Annotated in this window: 14 protein-coding genes; 5 read left to right on the top strand and 9 right to left on the bottom strand. The window is 59.8% G+C overall.

The genetic code is table 11. The features are described 5' to 3' along the window. Positions 1 to 221: 221 nt before the first annotated feature. The 4 genes from RZS28_RS09480 to RZS28_RS09465 all read left to right on the top strand — a co-directional run bounded on the left by RZS28_RS09480 (position 222) and on the right by RZS28_RS09465 (position 7,063). Positions 222 to 1,262 (top strand): CopD family protein, encoded by a 1,041-nt coding sequence (locus RZS28_RS09480; protein ID WP_407337525.1) that lies wholly within the window; start codon positions 222 to 224, stop codon positions 1,260 to 1,262. A gap of 444 nt (positions 1,263 to 1,706) precedes the next feature. After that, positions 1,707 to 2,948, top strand: a complete 1,242-nt coding sequence (locus tag RZS28_RS09475) for an MgtC/SapB family protein (protein ID WP_407337524.1) — start codon at positions 1,707 to 1,709, stop codon at positions 2,946 to 2,948. A 121-nt stretch (positions 2,949 to 3,069) separates the two neighbouring features. After that, a complete protein-coding gene (gene dgcA, locus RZS28_RS09470; RefSeq protein ID WP_407337523.1) occupies positions 3,070 to 4,050 on the top strand; it encodes an N-acetyl-D-Glu racemase DgcA in 981 nt (326 codons plus the stop codon). Between the two features lie 481 nt (positions 4,051 to 4,531). After that, a complete protein-coding gene (locus RZS28_RS09465) occupies positions 4,532 to 7,063 on the top strand; it encodes a glycosyl hydrolase family 28-related protein (RefSeq protein ID WP_407337522.1) in 2,532 nt (843 codons plus the stop codon). A 204-nt stretch (positions 7,064 to 7,267) separates the two neighbouring features. Here RZS28_RS09465 and RZS28_RS09460 read toward each other — a convergent pair whose 3' ends face one another. The 4 genes from RZS28_RS09460 to RZS28_RS09445 form a co-directional block, all read right to left on the bottom strand. Beyond that, positions 7,268 to 8,767, bottom strand: coding sequence for a phosphomannomutase/phosphoglucomutase (locus tag RZS28_RS09460; RefSeq protein ID WP_407341091.1), 1,500 nt, complete (start codon positions 8,765 to 8,767; stop codon positions 7,268 to 7,270). 326 nt (positions 8,768 to 9,093) lie between these two features. Continuing rightward, positions 9,094 to 9,426 carry a ComEA family DNA-binding protein gene (locus RZS28_RS09455; RefSeq protein ID WP_407337521.1) on the bottom strand — a complete coding sequence of 111 codons (333 nt, stop codon included), beginning with the start codon at positions 9,424 to 9,426 and terminating at the stop codon, positions 9,094 to 9,096. A 106-nt stretch (positions 9,427 to 9,532) separates the two neighbouring features. After that, entirely contained in the window at positions 9,533 to 10,516 is a 984-nt protein-coding gene (trxB, locus tag RZS28_RS09450; protein WP_407337520.1) for a thioredoxin-disulfide reductase, read from the bottom strand. A 203-nt stretch (positions 10,517 to 10,719) separates the two neighbouring features. Further along, positions 10,720 to 11,214, bottom strand: a complete 495-nt coding sequence (locus RZS28_RS09445; protein WP_407337519.1) for a DUF992 domain-containing protein — start codon at positions 11,212 to 11,214, stop codon at positions 10,720 to 10,722. 126 nt (positions 11,215 to 11,340) lie between these two features. Between RZS28_RS09445 and RZS28_RS09440 the strand changes: the two genes are divergently transcribed. Next, the gene (locus tag RZS28_RS09440) at positions 11,341 to 11,718 is read left to right on the top strand and encodes a GtrA family protein (RefSeq protein ID WP_407337518.1); all 378 of its coding nucleotides are present in this window, start codon (positions 11,341 to 11,343) and stop codon (positions 11,716 to 11,718) included. 177 nt (positions 11,719 to 11,895) lie between these two features. Here RZS28_RS09440 and RZS28_RS09435 read toward each other — a convergent pair whose 3' ends face one another. The 5 genes from RZS28_RS09435 to RZS28_RS09415 all read right to left on the bottom strand — a co-directional run bounded on the left by RZS28_RS09435 (position 11,896) and on the right by RZS28_RS09415 (position 15,816). Then, positions 11,896 to 12,351 carry a low molecular weight phosphatase family protein gene (locus tag RZS28_RS09435; protein WP_407337517.1) on the bottom strand — a complete coding sequence of 152 codons (456 nt, stop codon included), beginning with the start codon at positions 12,349 to 12,351 and terminating at the stop codon, positions 11,896 to 11,898. A 145-nt stretch (positions 12,352 to 12,496) separates the two neighbouring features. Continuing rightward, positions 12,497 to 12,985, bottom strand: coding sequence for a UPF0262 family protein (locus RZS28_RS09430; RefSeq protein ID WP_407337516.1), 489 nt, complete (start codon positions 12,983 to 12,985; stop codon positions 12,497 to 12,499). Next, positions 12,982 to 14,283, bottom strand: coding sequence for a histidinol dehydrogenase (gene hisD, locus RZS28_RS09425; protein WP_407337515.1), 1,302 nt, complete (start codon positions 14,281 to 14,283; stop codon positions 12,982 to 12,984). The genes RZS28_RS09430 and hisD overlap by 4 nt, the downstream gene beginning before the upstream one ends. Before the next feature lie 341 nt (positions 14,284 to 14,624). Beyond that, a complete protein-coding gene (locus RZS28_RS09420) occupies positions 14,625 to 15,104 on the bottom strand; it encodes a glutathione peroxidase (protein ID WP_407337514.1) in 480 nt (159 codons plus the stop codon). Positions 15,105 to 15,543: 439 nt separating this feature from the next. After that, positions 15,544 to 15,816 carry a hypothetical protein gene (locus tag RZS28_RS09415; protein ID WP_407337513.1) on the bottom strand — a complete coding sequence of 91 codons (273 nt, stop codon included), beginning with the start codon at positions 15,814 to 15,816 and terminating at the stop codon, positions 15,544 to 15,546. Positions 15,817 to 15,873: the final 57 nt, after the last annotated feature.

The raw sequence follows: 15,873 nt of genomic DNA, 5'->3' as shown, positions 1-15,873 counted from the left end.
TCTCGGTCGAGCCGACCCCTATGTCCGCACGGCGAGCGATAGGCCAAACGATCGCCCGAACCGTTTCCGCCGCGGCGAAGGCGCCTCGGGGGCGCAATTACATCGCCGCGAACAATTGCTGGCCGTGAGATCGCGGCGCGACGACGCGGATGACAGCCAGCCGCATATTCCAGTCGTCTCGTTCATGACCCATCGGCGCTGAGCGCGCGCGAGGAGGAGCAATGACGATATTCCAAATCCTCGTCGCCGCCGCCCATGCGGCGGAAGACGCCCAGATGGATAATATTCAGATGGAAGGAATGCACCATCACGAGGTCGGCGGACTCCTCACCATCTTCGACGTCCTCGTCATCGCGCGCTGGATCCATTTCGCGTCCGTCTTCGTGCTGTTCGGGTCTTCGTTTTTTTGGTTCTATATGGGACACGAACGATTGTCGTCAGGTCCCGGCGGCTTGCCCCGGGCCTTTCGCGCGACGATCATCCTCTTGCGCGTCGCGGCCCCGGCGGCGGCGATCACCGGCGCCGCCTGGCTCGCCGGCGTTCTCGCCAACATGACGGGCGGCTTTAGCAATGTCGTCGATCCGGAAACCCTGCGCCTCTTCTTTTTCGAAACGGAGTTTGGCCCGGTGGCGATGGTTCGTCTGGCCTTGCTCGCAGCAGCCGTCGGGATCGCCGCCCTGCCCTGGCATGGCCGCGTCTGGCTATCGACGCTGTTGCACATCGGCGCTTTTCTCTTGATCACCCAGGCCTGGCTCGGCCATGCGGCGGAAGGCGGCGCGGGCCTCTATGGCGCCATCATGATCGTCTCCTATTGCGTCCATGTGCTCGCGACAGCCGCCTGGGTCGGCGGCCTCCCCCCGCTTCTTTTCGCGCTCGTCGAGCAGCGGCGCTTCAACCTACATGAGGCGCGGGATTGGACCCTGGACATATTGTCGCGCTACTCGCTGATGGCGATGACGGCGGTTGCATTCATCGTCCTGAGCGGAACAGCCAACGCCGCCTTCCGCGTCGCCGGTTCGTTCGGCAAGCTTTTCTACACCGACTATGGAAACGTCCTATTCGCAAAGATTGGCCTTGTGGCCGTGATGCTGGTCTTGGCCTGGTTCAATCGCTTTGTCGCCATGCCGCGCCTGCGCGGGGCCTCGCTGAAAGGAATGTCTCTCATCGTCAAGCTGCGCACCAGCGTCGCTTTCGAGCTTTTGCTCGGCCTATTGGTGCTCGGCGTCGCCGCAATCCTCGGCATTACGCCGCCGCCGCAATGAAAAGCGCGGAGAAAACGGCTTCGATAAATTGACTCTTGGCCTTCGCGCAACCGCATCGAGGAGCCGGAGGCCGGACGCGAGATCAAAAAGCGCTTTGACGATTGGCGGCGCCTATGTCATTGGCGGTCTTATCGCTCCTGTTCCCTTATTTCTTCGCGAAGGAAGTTTCGCAGGCGCTTCCCATTTCAATTGCGGTCACATTGACGGCGCTTTGCATTTTTGGCGGCGTCACGGACAAATGACCGGCGTCGCCCCATTGCGCAGCGCCCTGCAAACAGCGATCGTTGGCGGTCTTGCCGCGGCCGCCGCCTTCGCGCTCGCGCGGCTCGTGGGCGGCTGAATACGTTCTTCCAGGCGAGGCCTCGGATTGGCGCGAGCGACGGCTTACGCAATGAAGACGCCTATCTGAGCCCGGTCGAACCGCTGGGACAATCGGAAAGCCTAATGTTCGCATTCGATCCCGTGATCCTCAGTCTCGCCGTCGCCATAGGCATAGGCCTCCTGATCGGCACGGAGCGCGAACGTCGGAAAGGCGAAAGGCCCGCGCCGTCAGCCGCGGGAATTCGCACCTTTGCGCTTGCGTCACTAACCGGGGCGCTCAGCACCATCATCGGCGGCGAGATTTTATTCGCGGTCACGATCGGCGGGGTTTTCGCCTTGACCGCTTTCGCCTATTGGCGCGGATTCAGGGACGATCCCGGACTCACCACTGAAGTCGCGCTCGTCGTAACGGTTCTTCTCGGCGGTCTTTCAATGACGCAGCCAGGGCTCGCGGCGGGCGTCGCCGTCGCCGTCGCGATCGTGCTCGCGGCCAGAACTGCGCTTCACCGCTTTGTCCGCTCCGTTCTCAATGAAGACGAAGTCCGAGACGCGCTGATCTTCGCAGCTGCGACGCTGATTGTGCTGCCGCTTCTGCCGGACCAGCAAATGGGTCCTTTCGGCGCCCTTAATCCTCACGCGATCTGGATTATCGTGATCCTTGTCATGGCGATCGGCGCTTTTGGCCACATTGCGGTGCGCATTCTCGGTCCCCGCTTCGGCCTTCCGATCGCCGGACTAGCGTCCGGATTCATCTCCAGCATCGCGACGATCGGCGCCATGGGCGCACGCGCCACCGAAGCGCCAGGACTGCTTTGGCCCGCCGCGGCGGGAGCTATTCTATCGACGGTTGCGACGGTCATCCAAATGGCGCTGCTGTTGGCGGCGACCAATATCGCGACCTTGGAGGCTCTTCTCATTCCGCTCGCCTGCGCGGGCGCAGCCGCGATCTTGTACGCTTTCATCTTCGCGATCCGCGCCTTGCGCGGCGACTCAGGCACGGTGAACGAACGCGGTCAGGCGTTCAGCCTGTGGACGGCGCTCGTTTTCGCCGGCATGCTCAGCGCGATCCTGCTCGCCTCGCGCGCCTTGAACGACTGGTTCGGCGTCAAAGGCGTCATCGCGGCGGCGGCCGTCGCCGGTTTCGCGGACACGCATTCCGCCGCAATTTCTATTGCTGCGCTAGTGGGCTCCGGGAAGATTGCCGTGGCGGACGCTGCGTTTCCAATTCTGATCGCGCTCTCGACCAATACAGTCACCAAGCTCGCCGCAAGCCTCCTCGGCGGCGGTTGGGCCTTCGCCCTTCGCGTCGTTCCAGGATTGGTCCTGGTGGTCCTCGCCGCTTGGGCCGGCTGGTGGCTGCGCTGACGCGTCACGGCGATCGTTTCTCCGCTCGTGGGACTTCGATTGCGATTCGTGGACATTGCTGAATGCGCCGCCTTATGCGAGTGCTGACATTCATCGCAGCCTAATCTTCGATCTCCGGTCCATGCCAAAGCTCAGCGTCGCAGTCGAGCGCTTTCCGATCGCGGGAAAATTCGTGATTTCCCGCGGCGCTAAGACAGAAGCCGTCGTCGTGGTCGCAGCGATCGAGGAGGCCGGCTGTCGCGGCCGCGGGGAATGCGTCCCCTATGCTCGTTATGGCGAAACAATTGAAAGCGTAACGCGCCAGATCGAGTCGGTTCGCGCGCGGATCGAGGCGGGCGTCGATTGCGCCGGCCTGCAAATGCTTCTCGCGCCGGGCGCCGCCCGCAACGCGCTTGATTGCGCATTATGGGATCTCGCGGCGAAGCGGCGGGGCGTCCCGGCGCATGAACTCGCGGGCCTCGCGCCCCCAGCGCCAGTGACCACGGCGTTCACCATCTCCGTCGGAGCGCCAGCCGAGATGGCCGCCGCGGCGGCCAAGGCGCGCGAACGTCCGCTCTTGAAAATCAAGCTTGCCGGCGAAGGCGATGCGGCGCGGATCAGCGCCGTCCGCGCTGCAGCGCCGGACGCAACCCTGATTGTCGACGCCAATGAGGCCTGGACGCCAGCCGATCTTGATCGTCATCTTGCAGCCTGCGCCGCCACAGGCGTCGTCTTGGTCGAGCAGCCGCTTCCCGCCGGCCGCGACGCGGCGCTCGCCAGAACCGAGCGGATCATCCCTATTTGCGCTGATGAGAGCGTTCACGCCCGCAGCGAACTAGACGAACTCCGCGAGCGCTACGACGCCATCAATGTCAAGCTCGACAAGGCCGGGGGACTGACCGAGGCTTTGGCTATGGTGGAAATGGCCGAAAAGCTTGGCTTCGGCCTTGTCGCCGGCTGCATGGTCGCGACCTCGCTTGCGATGGCCCCGGCGCTGCTGATCGCAGCCCGCGCAGACTTCGTCGATCTCGACGGTCCGCTTCTCCTGGCGCGGGACCGGCCCGAAGGACTCGTCTATGAGGGCTCGATCATCCGTCCGGCTTCGCCCGCGCTCTGGGGCTGACCCCGAAGAGGCGCCGCTAGCGGCAAAGCAAGGCGGCCGACGCGCCCAGCTTTTTTGCATTCGTTACGTAAATGGAACTCCTAACACATATTTAAAACACTTTTCTTGGCGAAAGCTATAACAGCTTCGTTTAAGCTTATTTGCGCGCAGCCATGCCTTGGACAGCCAAGAAAACAGCGTTCCGTTGAAACCCGAATCCTCGCCCCAAAAGCGCAGCGCGATCCCCACGGATAAAGGAAGCCAAAATCCGGCATCGCATCGGCTTCATCCTTGCCGCGTCAATATTTGCGCGTCAGCAGCGCAGCTCCCCACAGACAAAATATATTTACGAAATAAACGCCTTCAATACTCCCAATGACAATAAGGAAACATACAGTTGTGGGTGCTTCCATTAACGTCAACGTCTCGCCTGTCACGAGCCGTAACTTGTGTGTGTAAGCGAGCTATTTAGTCAAATGCTCGCAATGTATAGGAGTTGTGGATGAGCGCCATAGATCGTCGGCCGCACGAATTTACGATGCCGCCCTACCATCGAATACTGAAAAGGATCGGCCCGGTTGGCCAAGCCGCTCTATTTAGTATTCTATTTTGCGGCGCATCTTTCGCCAAACCAATCATTTTCAATCAGCCTTTCACGGCCAATCCCGGCGACATCGTAAGCATTGAGGGCAGCGGATTTGGGTCGTCGCCGCAGCTCTACTTCAAGCCCAGCCGGCAAGCATCGCCCGCCATGTTAACCCCGGTCCAGGGCGCGAACGCGATCGTCCAATTCCGGGTGCCAAAGACCGCCTCTTTCGATCAGTATGAAATCTGGGTCTCGGATGGCGCCACGCAAAGCGCGCATGTCTTCATCAACGCGCCGCGCGCGATGCAGTTTGACACGCCGGAAATCGCTCCCTCTGGGAGCTTCCGCATTTTTGGCCGAAACCTCTACGTCAATGGCGTAGCTCCAAAAATCACCTTCGTAGACACTCAAACCGGCGCCTCGCTCGGCGCGACATTCAACACCAACGGAAACTATGACGCCTATCGTCTAGCCGTCCTAGCGCCAAGCGGCGTCGTCGCCGGGCGGACTTATCAGGTGATTGTGTCAAACGGTTATGGAACGGCGACGGCGGACCAAACCATCCTCGGGCGGGCGAGCGGCGTCGATCATTACGGGCTCGGCGTGCCTTGGGCCATGGATTTCATCTATCAAAATGGCCCCACCTACCAGGCCGGGGTCAAGGGCACGAACGAAAATGACCATCATGTGTATGACGTCACGATCGACCCGGCTCTGACTGTCCACGCCAAGGGCGACGGGGTCACCGATGCAACAGCCGCCATCCAACAGGCCATCGACCTCGCCAACAGCCATGGCGGCGGCGTCGTCTACCTTCCGGCCGGAACTTATCGGCTCGCCTCCCCAAACAATGGCTATCTTGCGCTCAGGTCCGGCGTGGTTCTTCAAGGGCACAGCAACGCCGACACAAAGATCAGCTTTGGTCCTACGAGTCCGCAGGGCTCCTCATATAAATACACCGGGATCGTATGGGCTACCGACAGCCAATTGTCCGGAATCGCCGATCTCTCCCTTCAAAATGTCGATACGACAAGTCAATATGTCACCAACGCCCTCCCATATGGCAATAACGGAGAAAGAATATTCCTGCAGCGGGTAAATTGGAATCTGGGCTCCGGGAGGTCCGTTTTTTTATTTGGCAACAAAATCGCCATAGAGAATTCGGCCTTCACCCAAGCGAGCAATAGCCAAAGTCTCCAACCGAACGGCAACTCCGGACTTGGACCGCTCTATATCAGTCCGGTCAGCAACCTATTGTTCAAGAACAATACAATATCCTGGTTTTCTGGACAGGTTTTGGTCAATGACCTGACCAACGGCGTGATCGAGGGGAATCATTTCACGCGGAACGCCGATCAGATTATGGCTACAGCGCAACAGACCAGTTGGCCCTATATCAACAAGGCAATCGCCGTCGGCGACGTTATTCAGCGAGGCGAAGGCCGTCAGCTCAGCATAAATTTCGGCAAGAACATCGTTGTTCACAGCAACACCTTCGACACCTCAGGCAACCCTCTGAAATATAATTGGAACGACGGAGAGACAATTTTGAGCGAAGGCGGCGGACCCTATCGAAGGGACGACACCGGCACGGTGACGTCCGCCGGCGCCGTCACGGTCGCCGATGACTCCAGGTGCTCTGGCGCCTGTTCCTGGAACTATTACCCCAATTCCATTGTGAGCATCGTCAGCGGCGCGGGAGCCGGTCAAATCCGCAACGTGCTTTCGCGAAACAACAACACGTTCACTGTCGATCAGCCGTGGGACGTGACGCCCTCGCCCGGCGATCACTTCGCTATCACCGTGCCATCGTTTCAAAACACTCTTATTCGCTACAATACCATGACAGGCAATCCGCGCGGCGTTTTATTGTGGTCAGGCAGTTTCCTCAATACTTCTGTCGTCGGAAATTCTTTGATCGACAATGGCGGCATTTGGGTGCGCCCAGATCAAAGCCCCATAAGCGGAAACGGCGCGACATTTAAATTTGACAGGGTGAGAAATATAGAAATCATCGGGAACACGTTGACGAATACAAAAGGCCTTTATGGTTCCTACATCAATGTAGATCATGCCCTCGTCACGCCAACGAGCTTTTGGGGAACGAGCACGGATGGCGTCGAAATACGCAACAATAATCTCACCGCCCACCCCGGCACTCCGCAATATGTGATTGACGAAGCATATTGGAACTATACCGTCTATCAGAACCCAAATGCTCCATTCGTGCAGACTGCCACGAATGCAATCGCTGGGACCATACTTCAAGGCAATAGCTGCACGAACTGCACGACCAATTATTCGGCAGACACCGGCGTGCTCGATACAATCATTTGGAATGCCGCCACGATGAACAGCGCAGGGGTTTCATCGACGTTCCTCAACGATTTCAAAATGTGGAACACCGCCACACACGCCTCATCGAGCACAATAACGGGTCGTGATTGAAGCCTCGATCGCGACGCGTCAGCCTCGTTGATGACCTGACCGCGATCGCGCCACCCTGGTCGAAGCCGCCGCTACAGCGGCTTCGACAAAGTTACTATCTTAGCCGGTTCGGAGTCGACTTCGCCGCCGAACCGGGAGGCGGTCCAGTCCGACCAGAAAGCATGAGCTATTTCGCTCAATCAACATCCGCGCACTGATTGAGCGTCAGATGGTCTGGTTATAGGCCCCGACCTCGGGGCTTTCGCGCAAGACGCCATCAACCGCCGCGAACATCTCCCGCATTCTCGCCTCTGAGACCGGGCTCTCAACGACGACCACGAGCTCGGGCTTGTTCGACGAGGCGCGAACGAGACCCCAGGTTCCGTCCTGCGCGGTGACGCGCACGCCATTCACCGTGACGAGATCGCGGATCTTCTGGCCGATCAAAGGGGCGCCTGTCTCCTGCATCGTCTTGAACCGCTCGACCACTTTGTCGACGACGTCATATTTCTTTTCATCGTCGCAATGCGGCGACATGGTCGGCGAGCCCCAGGTCTTGGGCAGCTCCCCATACAGCTCGGCCATCGATTTTTGCGGGTTGCGATCAAGCATTTCGATGACATGGATGGCGGTGAGAATTCCATCGTCATAGCCGCGCCCGACTGGCGCATTGAAGAAGAAATGTCCCGATTTTTCAAAGCCTGCGAGCGCCCCGAGATCCGTGACTCGGCGTTTGATGTAGGAATGCCCGGTCTTCCAGTAATCGGCCTTGACGCCCTGGCGCAGGAGCTCCGGATCGGTCGCGAAAAGCCCGGTTGACTTGACGTCGACGACGAAAGTGGCGCCGGGATAAAGCTTGGACAGATCCCGCGCGAGCATGACGCCGATCTTGTCAGCGAAAATCTCCTCGCCGCGATTATCGACGACGCCGCAGCGATCGCCGTCGCCGTCAAATCCAAGGCCGACGTCGGCGCCTGTTTCACGCACCTTATCGGCCATGGCGTGCAGCATCTTCAAATCTTCAGGGTTTGGATTGTAGCGTGGAAAGGTGTAGTCGAGTTGCGCGTCGAGCGGGATGACTTCACAACCAAGCTTTTCCAAAACCTGCGGCGCAAAGGCGCCGGCAGTGCCATTGCCGCAGGCGGCGACAACCTTCAACCTGCGGGCGATCGTTGGCCGGTTGGTCAGGTCGGCCATGTAACGCGCCGGAAAATCTTCGACGAACCTATAAGAAGCGCCGTCGGCATAGCGAAATTTCCCTTCGAGCACGATCTCCTTCAGCCGAGTCATTTCGTCCGGGCCGAAGGTGACCGGCCTTTGCGCGCCCATTTTCACGCCGGTCCAGCCATTGTCATTATGCGAGGCCGTGACCATGGCGACTGCCGGGACGTCGAGCTCGAACTGCGCGAAATAGGCCATCGGCGACAGCGCGAGCCCAATATCGTGAACCCTGACGCCGGCCCCCATCAAGCCGCTTATCAGCGCATATTTGATCGATGACGAATATGCCCTGAAGTCGTGCCCGGTCACGAGCTCGGGCTTGACGCCCATGTCATGGAGCAAAGTCCCGAGCCCCAAGCCCAACGCTTGAACGCCCATGAGATTGATCTCTTTTTCAAAGATCCAACGCGCATCATATTCGCGAAAGCCTGTCGGCTTCACCATCGGGCGCGTTTCATAGCCGTAGGTATTGGCCTCTAACTGCGGCGCGGGCTTCGGAAACATCATTTTATCCTTATGCAAGGGCTCGAAAATATGGCGTTTTCGCGCGCGGCGGCCATGGCCACATGACCAGCGACAAAGGCAAACGCCATGCGCCGGCTTCTAGCGGCGGGCTTGCGACTAACGAAACAATGGAGCGCATAGTCTATCTTGCAGCATTTCTTGCGTTCGGCGGGGCTCTAACCCAACGCAAGGACTTATTTGGCTCATCGGATGAACCAGAAGCCGTCTGTCTCTATTCGACCCTATCTACCATTAACGCCGTCGGCGGCCAACATCCGCCGCGGAAATTTCAAGTCCGTCCGCCACGCCCATCACGCAGCTTGGGTCTAATTCTGCTTGGCGATGATCTTGTCTTTTATGCCAGCGTAGACCGCCGCGGGAATGATCTTTTTTTGCACCAATTCGTCTTTGCCTTTGTAGGGCCGATTCTTGATGATGTCGGCGGCGCGCTTGTCGCCAATGCCCTTCAAGGCGCGCAGCTCATCTTCGCTTGCGCTGTTGATGTCGAGAAGAGGCGCTGAGGGCGTTGCAGCCCGCTTCGGCGCGGTGGTCGATTTGTCCGGCGCGGCCGGCTGCGGCGCTTGCGCAAAACTAGGGGTCACGATGCTGGCGGCGGCCCAAAGAGAAAAAGCGATGAGCGCCTTTCGGTCGAATTTCATTTGGTCCTCCTCTTGCGGCGTCAGGGAGCGCCGAGTTCGCCATGGCGTTCACTTCGAGTGTGTCCGATAAGCAGGAAGCGCGTCAAATCTCCGCCGCGAACTCGACTCATTCGGCGGCGAGCCTGGCGTCGCTCCGCGCGGCGAGCCAGCGTTCGGCCTCGAGCGCCGCCATGCAGCCCATTCCGGCGGCCGTCACGGCTTGCCGGTAGATCTCGTCGGCGACATCGCCAGCAGCGAAAACGCCAGGCACATTGGTGGCGGTCGAATTGGGAGCCGTCTTGATATAGCCATTCGGCTTGACGTCGAGCTGGCCGACGAAAAGATCGGAGGCTGGCTTGTGCCCAATGGCGACGAAGAGGCCATGCGTCTCAATCTCTTGCACGGCTCCGGTCTTGACGTGCTTCACGCGCGCATGCGTGACGCTTAGCGGATCAGCGTCGCCGCGAATTTCATCGATCGCGTGATCCCATATGACCTCGACATTTGGCCTCTTGAACAGGCGCTCCTGCAGAATGCGTTCGGCCCTGAACGCGTCGCGCCGATGCACGACCGTCACTTTGCTCGCGATATGGCTCAGATATAAAGCCTCTTCGACTGCCGAATTGCCGCCGCCGACAACGATCACCGGCTTGCCGCGGTAAAAGAATCCGTCGCAAGTCGCGCAGGCCGACACCCCATAGCCCTTGAACTTCGCCTCAGAAGGGATTTCGAGCCATTTGGCCCTCGCGCCGGTCGCAATCACCAGAGCGTCGCAAGTATACACCGCGCCGCTGTCGCCGCTAAGCTGGAACGGCCGCCGGCCGAGATCGACGTGAACGACATGATCGGACTTCATGCGCGCGCCAACATGTTCGGCCTGAGCCTTCATCTGCTCCATCAGCCAGGGACCTTGGATCGGCGCGGCGAAGCCCGGATAGTTTTCAACGTCCGTCGTGATCATGAGCTGACCGCCAGGCTCAAAGCCGGAGATCAGAATCGGCTCCAGCATGGCCCGCGCCGCATAGATCGCAGCCGTATAGCCAGCCGGCCCAGATCCGACGATGATCAATTTGGCGTGCGAGCCGCTCGCGGCGAAGGAAGTTGCGGACATGATGCGCCTCTTGCGATTATGGATGCGGCCGGGAGCGGCTCTGGCTCGGAGCCGGCAGCCTATATGAGCTGGAGGCTCGATCGCAATTTTCGAGCCTCCGAACGACCGCAATTGCGCGGCGACGCTATCTTTTCAGCGTTTCAGAGGGGGATCGATCATTCCCCCGCCCGCTTCGGTCGACCAGACTTTCGGCCTCCCTAGGGTCAACGCGCTAGGCCGGCTGGCTCCAGCGTCAAGGCGCCGACGCCGGCGGACAAAGCAATGCCAGTCTGCGCGCCAATGGAAAGAGGCTGCAAGGTAACCGAACCGGCATTGCCGCCGACTAGCGCATTGGCGCTCAGCCCCACGCCCACGGTCGCGCCCGCTCCCACGCCCGCATAATCACCGGCGAGCGGAAAGGGAGCGCCACGCGGCGCTGCGGTGAAAACGCCCCAGACGAATCGGCTCGGGCCGGTTATGCCTATGGCCAAGCCAAACCGCTGAACCGTTCCGACATAATATTCGGGCCGGCCGTGCCGCGGCCGAAAGACGCAGGAAAGCGCCCTGCTCGACGTGATGACGAAGCCAATGCCCGGAGATACGCTGCAATCGAGCAACCCGGAACGGACTGCGGCGGCGGCGGGCATGGTCGCGGCCAAGCTGACAAGCCCGGCGCTCAGAAGCCACGCTGGCAGCTTCGGGCAAAAAGACAGATGCATGAAAGTTTACTCCTTGCTATCGAGCCTGGTCCCAGCATCGGCGCTCCAACGATGCCGCCGAGCGCGATGCGCGGCCGCGACAGCGCCGATTTCAAAAATGAAACCGCCGAGATCTAGATCCTAGCAATGACTGTCCTGCTCCGCCAGTTCTCATCTTTTGCAGGCGTTGGCCTTGTCGCCACGGCAATCCACTATGCGGTTCTCATCGGCCTCGTCGAAATGGCCGGCGTTTCGGCGGTCGCGGCCGCCTTGGCGGGCTTTGCCATCGGCGGGGTGATTTCCTATTGTCTCAATCGCCGCCATGTCTTCAGGTCGCAACGCCGGCACGAGGAGGCGGCCTGGCGCTTTGCGCTCGTCGCGTCGGTCGGCTTTGGGCTTACCTATCTCTTTATGTCGCTTTTTGTCGACATCGGAGGACTGCCCTATCTTCCGGCGCAGGCTGCGACGACCGGCGTCGTCATGCTCTGGAGCTTCGTCGCGCATCGAATGTGGACATTCGCCTAGAGCGTGTTCTGATCGAAAAAGTTGATCGACTTTGTCGATCAGAACATGCTCCAATTCTTTGAATTTGAGCGCTTCCCGATCAGATCCGTTCATCTGATCGGGAAGCGCTCTAGCCTGATTTTGCCGCAACCAGCGAGACCCCGGGCCGTCGCGGACGGATTTGTCCGGGCGCCCGCGCTATGGATTGGCCATCGGGCGATAGGTCATTAGCGTCTCGATTCGCTCCAGCAGACCATCGCGAACATTGCGATACGCGTCGAGAACGCGCTCGCGGCTGCCTTCGACGGCGGTTGGATCGAGCGTTGGCCAATAAATGACGTCGACCGCGAGCGTGCGGGTGAATTCGAGCGCCTTGTGATGGGCCTCAGGCGACAATGTGACAATGAGGTCAAAATACGCGTCCTCAAGATCCTCGAATGTGTGAGGGCGGTGCTTGGCGATGTCAATTCCCATCTCCTCCATCGTCGAGATGGCGAAGGCGTCGCTTTCGCCGCGTTTGACGCCGGCGGAGGCGAAATAGACTTCCGTCCCGAAGAAATGCTTTCCAAGAGCCTCCGCCATTGGCGACCGCACCGCATTCAGCGTGCAGGCGAAAAGCACCGATTGCGGCCGATCCTTGACAACGATCGTCATCTCCGCGGCGCCTTGGATTCATCCCGCGTAGCCTGACCTCCGAATTTTGTCTGAAATCGAAAAAACTCATCCACGTTTCGATTCCAAACATGCTTCGACCGAAGCGAGTTGGCGCAGGTTCTTGTCAATGATCAGGGAAAGTGCATTAGCCTTTCCAATGCAGCGCCGCGACAAGCGTGAAGATTCGCCTCGCTGTATCGATATCAAAATCGATCTTGCCCTTCAGACGCTCGATAAGAAGCTGAGCGGCTTCATTGTGGAGGGCGCGACGGCCCATGTCGATTGCTTCGATCTGGCTCGGCATCGCTGTCCTGATGGCCGCGTAATAGCTTTCGCAGACGAAAAAATAATCCTTGAGAAGACCGCGCAATGGCGTCAGCGAAAGAATATGCGCGACGAGCGGCGCGCCGCTCTCGTCAAGAATCTCCAAGGCGAGCTTGGCGTCCTGCAACGCTATTTTCAGCCCGTAGGGGCCGGCGTCCCGCCCCGGCAAGGCAAAGCAATTTTCCTCGAGAAGATCATAAATCGCGATTTGACGTTCGTGCTCCTTGTCGGCCGTGCTTCGGCCGATCGAAGCCTCATCGAGCGTCACCGATATGAGGCGGTTGCGGCTGCGCGACTCCGCTCCGCTCATGATGGTCGAGGAGCGAGGCGCAAGGCGACTGAGCGGGCATGGGCGTCCAATCCTTCGGCCTTTCCGAGCGCGACCGCGGCCGGTCCAAGCGTCGCGAGACTTTCAGCCGAGCATTTCAAAATCGACGTCTTTTTCATGAAATCGAGAACATTGAGACCAGAGGAGAACCGCGCCGAGCGCGCAGTCGGCAGGACGTGATTCGAACCGCCGACATAATCGCCGATCGCCTCAGGCGTGTAGGGGCCAAGAAATATCGCGCCTGCATTGCGAATGTCCTGGCTCAGCAATTCGGCGTCAGGCCCAATGATTTCGAGATGCTCAGGGGCGAGCCGATCTGCAAGCGCTATGCTTTCCCGGAGCTCGGAGACAAGGATGATCGCGCCGAAATCCCGCCAGCTCGCCGCGGCGATCTCCTCGCGCGGCAGGGTCGACAATTGTCGCGAGACGGCGGCGTCGACGGCGCGAGCGAGCCTCGCATCATCCGTGATCAGGATCGACTGCGCCGCCGTGTCATGCTCGGCTTGGGCGAGAAGATCGGCAGCGATCCACTCCGGATTGGCGCTACCGTCGGCTATGATCAGCACTTCGGAAGGCCCGGCGATCATGTCGATGCCGACGGTTCCGAAGACCCGCCGCTTGGCGGCGGCGACATAGGCGTTGCCAGGGCCGACAATCTTTACCACCGGCGCGATCGTTGGCGTGCCATAGGCCAGCGCGGCGATCGCTTGAGCGCCGCCGACGCGATAGATCTCGTCGACGCCGGCGAGTTTCGCCGCCGCAAAGACGAGCGGATTCACTTCGCCGTCCGGCGCCGGGACTACCATGACGAGGCGAGCGACGCCTGCGACCTTGGCCGGCGCCGCATTCATCAAGACCGAAGAAGGATAGCTTGCCGTTCCCCCCGGAACGTAAAGGCCAACCGACTCGATCGGACGCCAACGCCAGCCGAGTTCGACGCCAACCGAATCCGTAAAGAGTTGATCCTGCGGGAGCTGCCTCTCATGAAAAGCCACGATCCGCGCATGCGCCAGTTGGAGCGCTTCGAGCGCCTCTGGAGAGCACCGCGCGTGCGCCGCGGCGATTTCCTCGGCGCCGACGCGCAGACCCAGCGCCGACAGGTCCACCCGATCGAATTTCTTCGAATAGGCGACGAGGGCGTCATCGCCTCTAGCGATGACTTCGGCGATGATAGCCTGCGCCGCATGATCGACGTCCTCGGCCGCCTCTCGCTTCATGCTGAGAAGCGCCTTGAATGAGACGCCGAAATCGGGGCTTCGCGTATCCAGCCACAAGGGCATGAATTTGTCTCCTCTGCGCTGAGATCGGTGGACGCCGCGCTTTAGTTAGCGGTTCCGGCTGAAGGGGCGGTTCGTCCGCTGCCGCCCCTGACGCGGGTTCAGCTCGCACCCCGCCAGTCGCCGATCGACGCAACTTTCTAGAGCATTTTCTGGCGAAGTGGATACCGGTTCGCGGCGAGAATTGCGACAAAATTAAGAGTCAGCGCATTTTCATGTTTCCGCCAGAAGACAAAAAATTTGAGTGATTTCGGCGGGAGCAGACTTCGCCTCAGGCTGCGCCTCAGCCTTGGCGCCCGCGCTGCGCGGCCCCAATGGCTGCATTCGACGGAAGCCCAAACGCCTCAAAGCAGCTTTACTATTTCTTTCTCGAGATCCTGGGGCGTCGTCGTTGGCGCGAAGCGGCCCGCGACGTCGCCTGTCCGACCAACAAGAAATTTCGTGAAATTCCATTTGATCGGCTCGGTGCCGAGAACGCCTTTCGCTTCGCCTTTAAGAAACTTATAAAGTGGGTGGGCGTCCGCGCCATTGACGTCGATCTTGCCGAACATGGGAAATGTCACGTCATAGGTTCGCGAACAAAATTGCGCGATAGCGGCCGAGTCGCCCGGCTCTTGAGCGCCGAATTGATTGCACGGAAAACCAAGGACCGAGAAACCGCCCGCGCCATATTTGCGGTAAAGCGCCTCAAGCCCCTCATATTGGGGGGTGAACCCGCATCTGCTCGCCGTATTGACGATGAGCAGCACCTGCCCGGTGAAATCTGCGAGCCGCTTTTCCTGGCCGTCCAGGGTCGTCGCGGCGAAATCATAAACTGTGCTCATATTGATCTCCAGATCGAGCCCCATCCGTGATCCGCTGGCGGATCATAGGTGCCCCCGGCGAAAGCTCACATCCAGTTTAATGATAGAGCAATGCGGCGAATGCGGCCATGAGCTTCTTTCGGGTCGTCGAGGTTCTGCGATCAGTCCAAGATGGCCGCGGCCCCCACGCCCGTTCCGGCTGGTCCTATCCGAGCCGCCTTGCACTGCGGCCTGGCTTGGTGTTCCGAGATAGGCTCAATTGCGGCCGCGCCTGAATGCTGGCCCGAAACGAAAATAAAGCCCCCGCCCCGCATGCGCGGGACAGGGGCGTGAAAAAATGCGGCGGAGTTGCTTCTTGAACGTCGGCTTCTGGATTTAGCAGATGGACAAACCCTCCGTCCCGGCCCTTCGCGAGCAAGCCTTATAGTCTCGCGACTGTCGGCGTCCGCGAGAATCTGCGTCACATGCCAAGACCGCGATGTATGCGTGCATCCTCCAGCGCCCTGGTCAAGCCGTCAATTTTGCCTTCGAGCTTTGCGATTTCATGTTGCAGATCGCTGATGCGCCTTTCATATCCCTCGATTAACGTCCGAATGCGGGCGTCGATCATCGCCGCCATCGGCGGCTGCCGATTGATCATGGCCGTCAGAATCGTCCCTATGACGCCAATCAGCGCGCCGAATCCGCCAGCGCCCAAGGTGCTCCAAAAGTTGCCGCTGCCATCCGTCATCATTGACGCCTTCCACTTGCGCGAAACGTTCAAATCTCAACCCGCGGCCCGGTAGCCCTG

This window comes from Methylocapsa polymorpha (assembly GCF_045689225.1).
Lineage (GTDB): Bacteria > Pseudomonadota > Alphaproteobacteria > Rhizobiales > Beijerinckiaceae > Methylocapsa > Methylocapsa polymorpha.
The sequence above is the reverse complement of the archived record's forward strand: the minus strand, read 5'-3'. Positions and strand labels throughout refer to the sequence as shown.

Bases quoted from the DNA above. Each gene is read 5' to 3' on its own strand.
- RZS28_RS09465 (WP_407337522.1), top strand. From the start codon at position 4,532: ATGAGCGCCATAGATCGTCGGCCGCACGAATTTACGATGCCGCCCTAC.
- RZS28_RS09435 (WP_407337517.1), bottom strand. From the start codon at position 12,351: ATGACGATCGTTGTCAAGGATCGGCCGCAATCGGTGCTTTTCGCCTGC.
- hisD (WP_407337515.1), bottom strand. From the start codon at position 14,283: ATGCCCTTGTGGCTGGATACGCGAAGCCCCGATTTCGGCGTCTCATTC.
- trxB (WP_407337520.1), bottom strand. From the start codon at position 10,516: ATGTCCGCAACTTCCTTCGCCGCGAGCGGCTCGCACGCCAAATTGATC.
- RZS28_RS09430 (WP_407337516.1), bottom strand. From the start codon at position 12,985: ATGAGCGGAGCGGAGTCGCGCAGCCGCAACCGCCTCATATCGGTGACG.
- RZS28_RS09460 (WP_407341091.1), bottom strand. From the start codon at position 8,767: ATGTTTCCGAAGCCCGCGCCGCAGTTAGAGGCCAATACCTACGGCTAT.
- RZS28_RS09480 (WP_407337525.1), top strand. From the start codon at position 222: ATGACGATATTCCAAATCCTCGTCGCCGCCGCCCATGCGGCGGAAGAC.
- dgcA (WP_407337523.1), top strand. From the start codon at position 3,070: ATGCCAAAGCTCAGCGTCGCAGTCGAGCGCTTTCCGATCGCGGGAAAA.
- RZS28_RS09415 (WP_407337513.1), bottom strand. From the start codon at position 15,816: ATGATGACGGATGGCAGCGGCAACTTTTGGAGCACCTTGGGCGCTGGC.
- RZS28_RS09455 (WP_407337521.1), bottom strand. From the start codon at position 9,426: ATGAAATTCGACCGAAAGGCGCTCATCGCTTTTTCTCTTTGGGCCGCC.
- RZS28_RS09440 (WP_407337518.1), top strand. From the start codon at position 11,341: ATGACTGTCCTGCTCCGCCAGTTCTCATCTTTTGCAGGCGTTGGCCTT.
- RZS28_RS09445 (WP_407337519.1), bottom strand. From the start codon at position 11,214: ATGCATCTGTCTTTTTGCCCGAAGCTGCCAGCGTGGCTTCTGAGCGCC.
- RZS28_RS09420 (WP_407337514.1), bottom strand. From the start codon at position 15,104: ATGAGCACAGTTTATGATTTCGCCGCGACGACCCTGGACGGCCAGGAA.
- RZS28_RS09475 (WP_407337524.1), top strand. From the start codon at position 1,707: ATGTTCGCATTCGATCCCGTGATCCTCAGTCTCGCCGTCGCCATAGGC.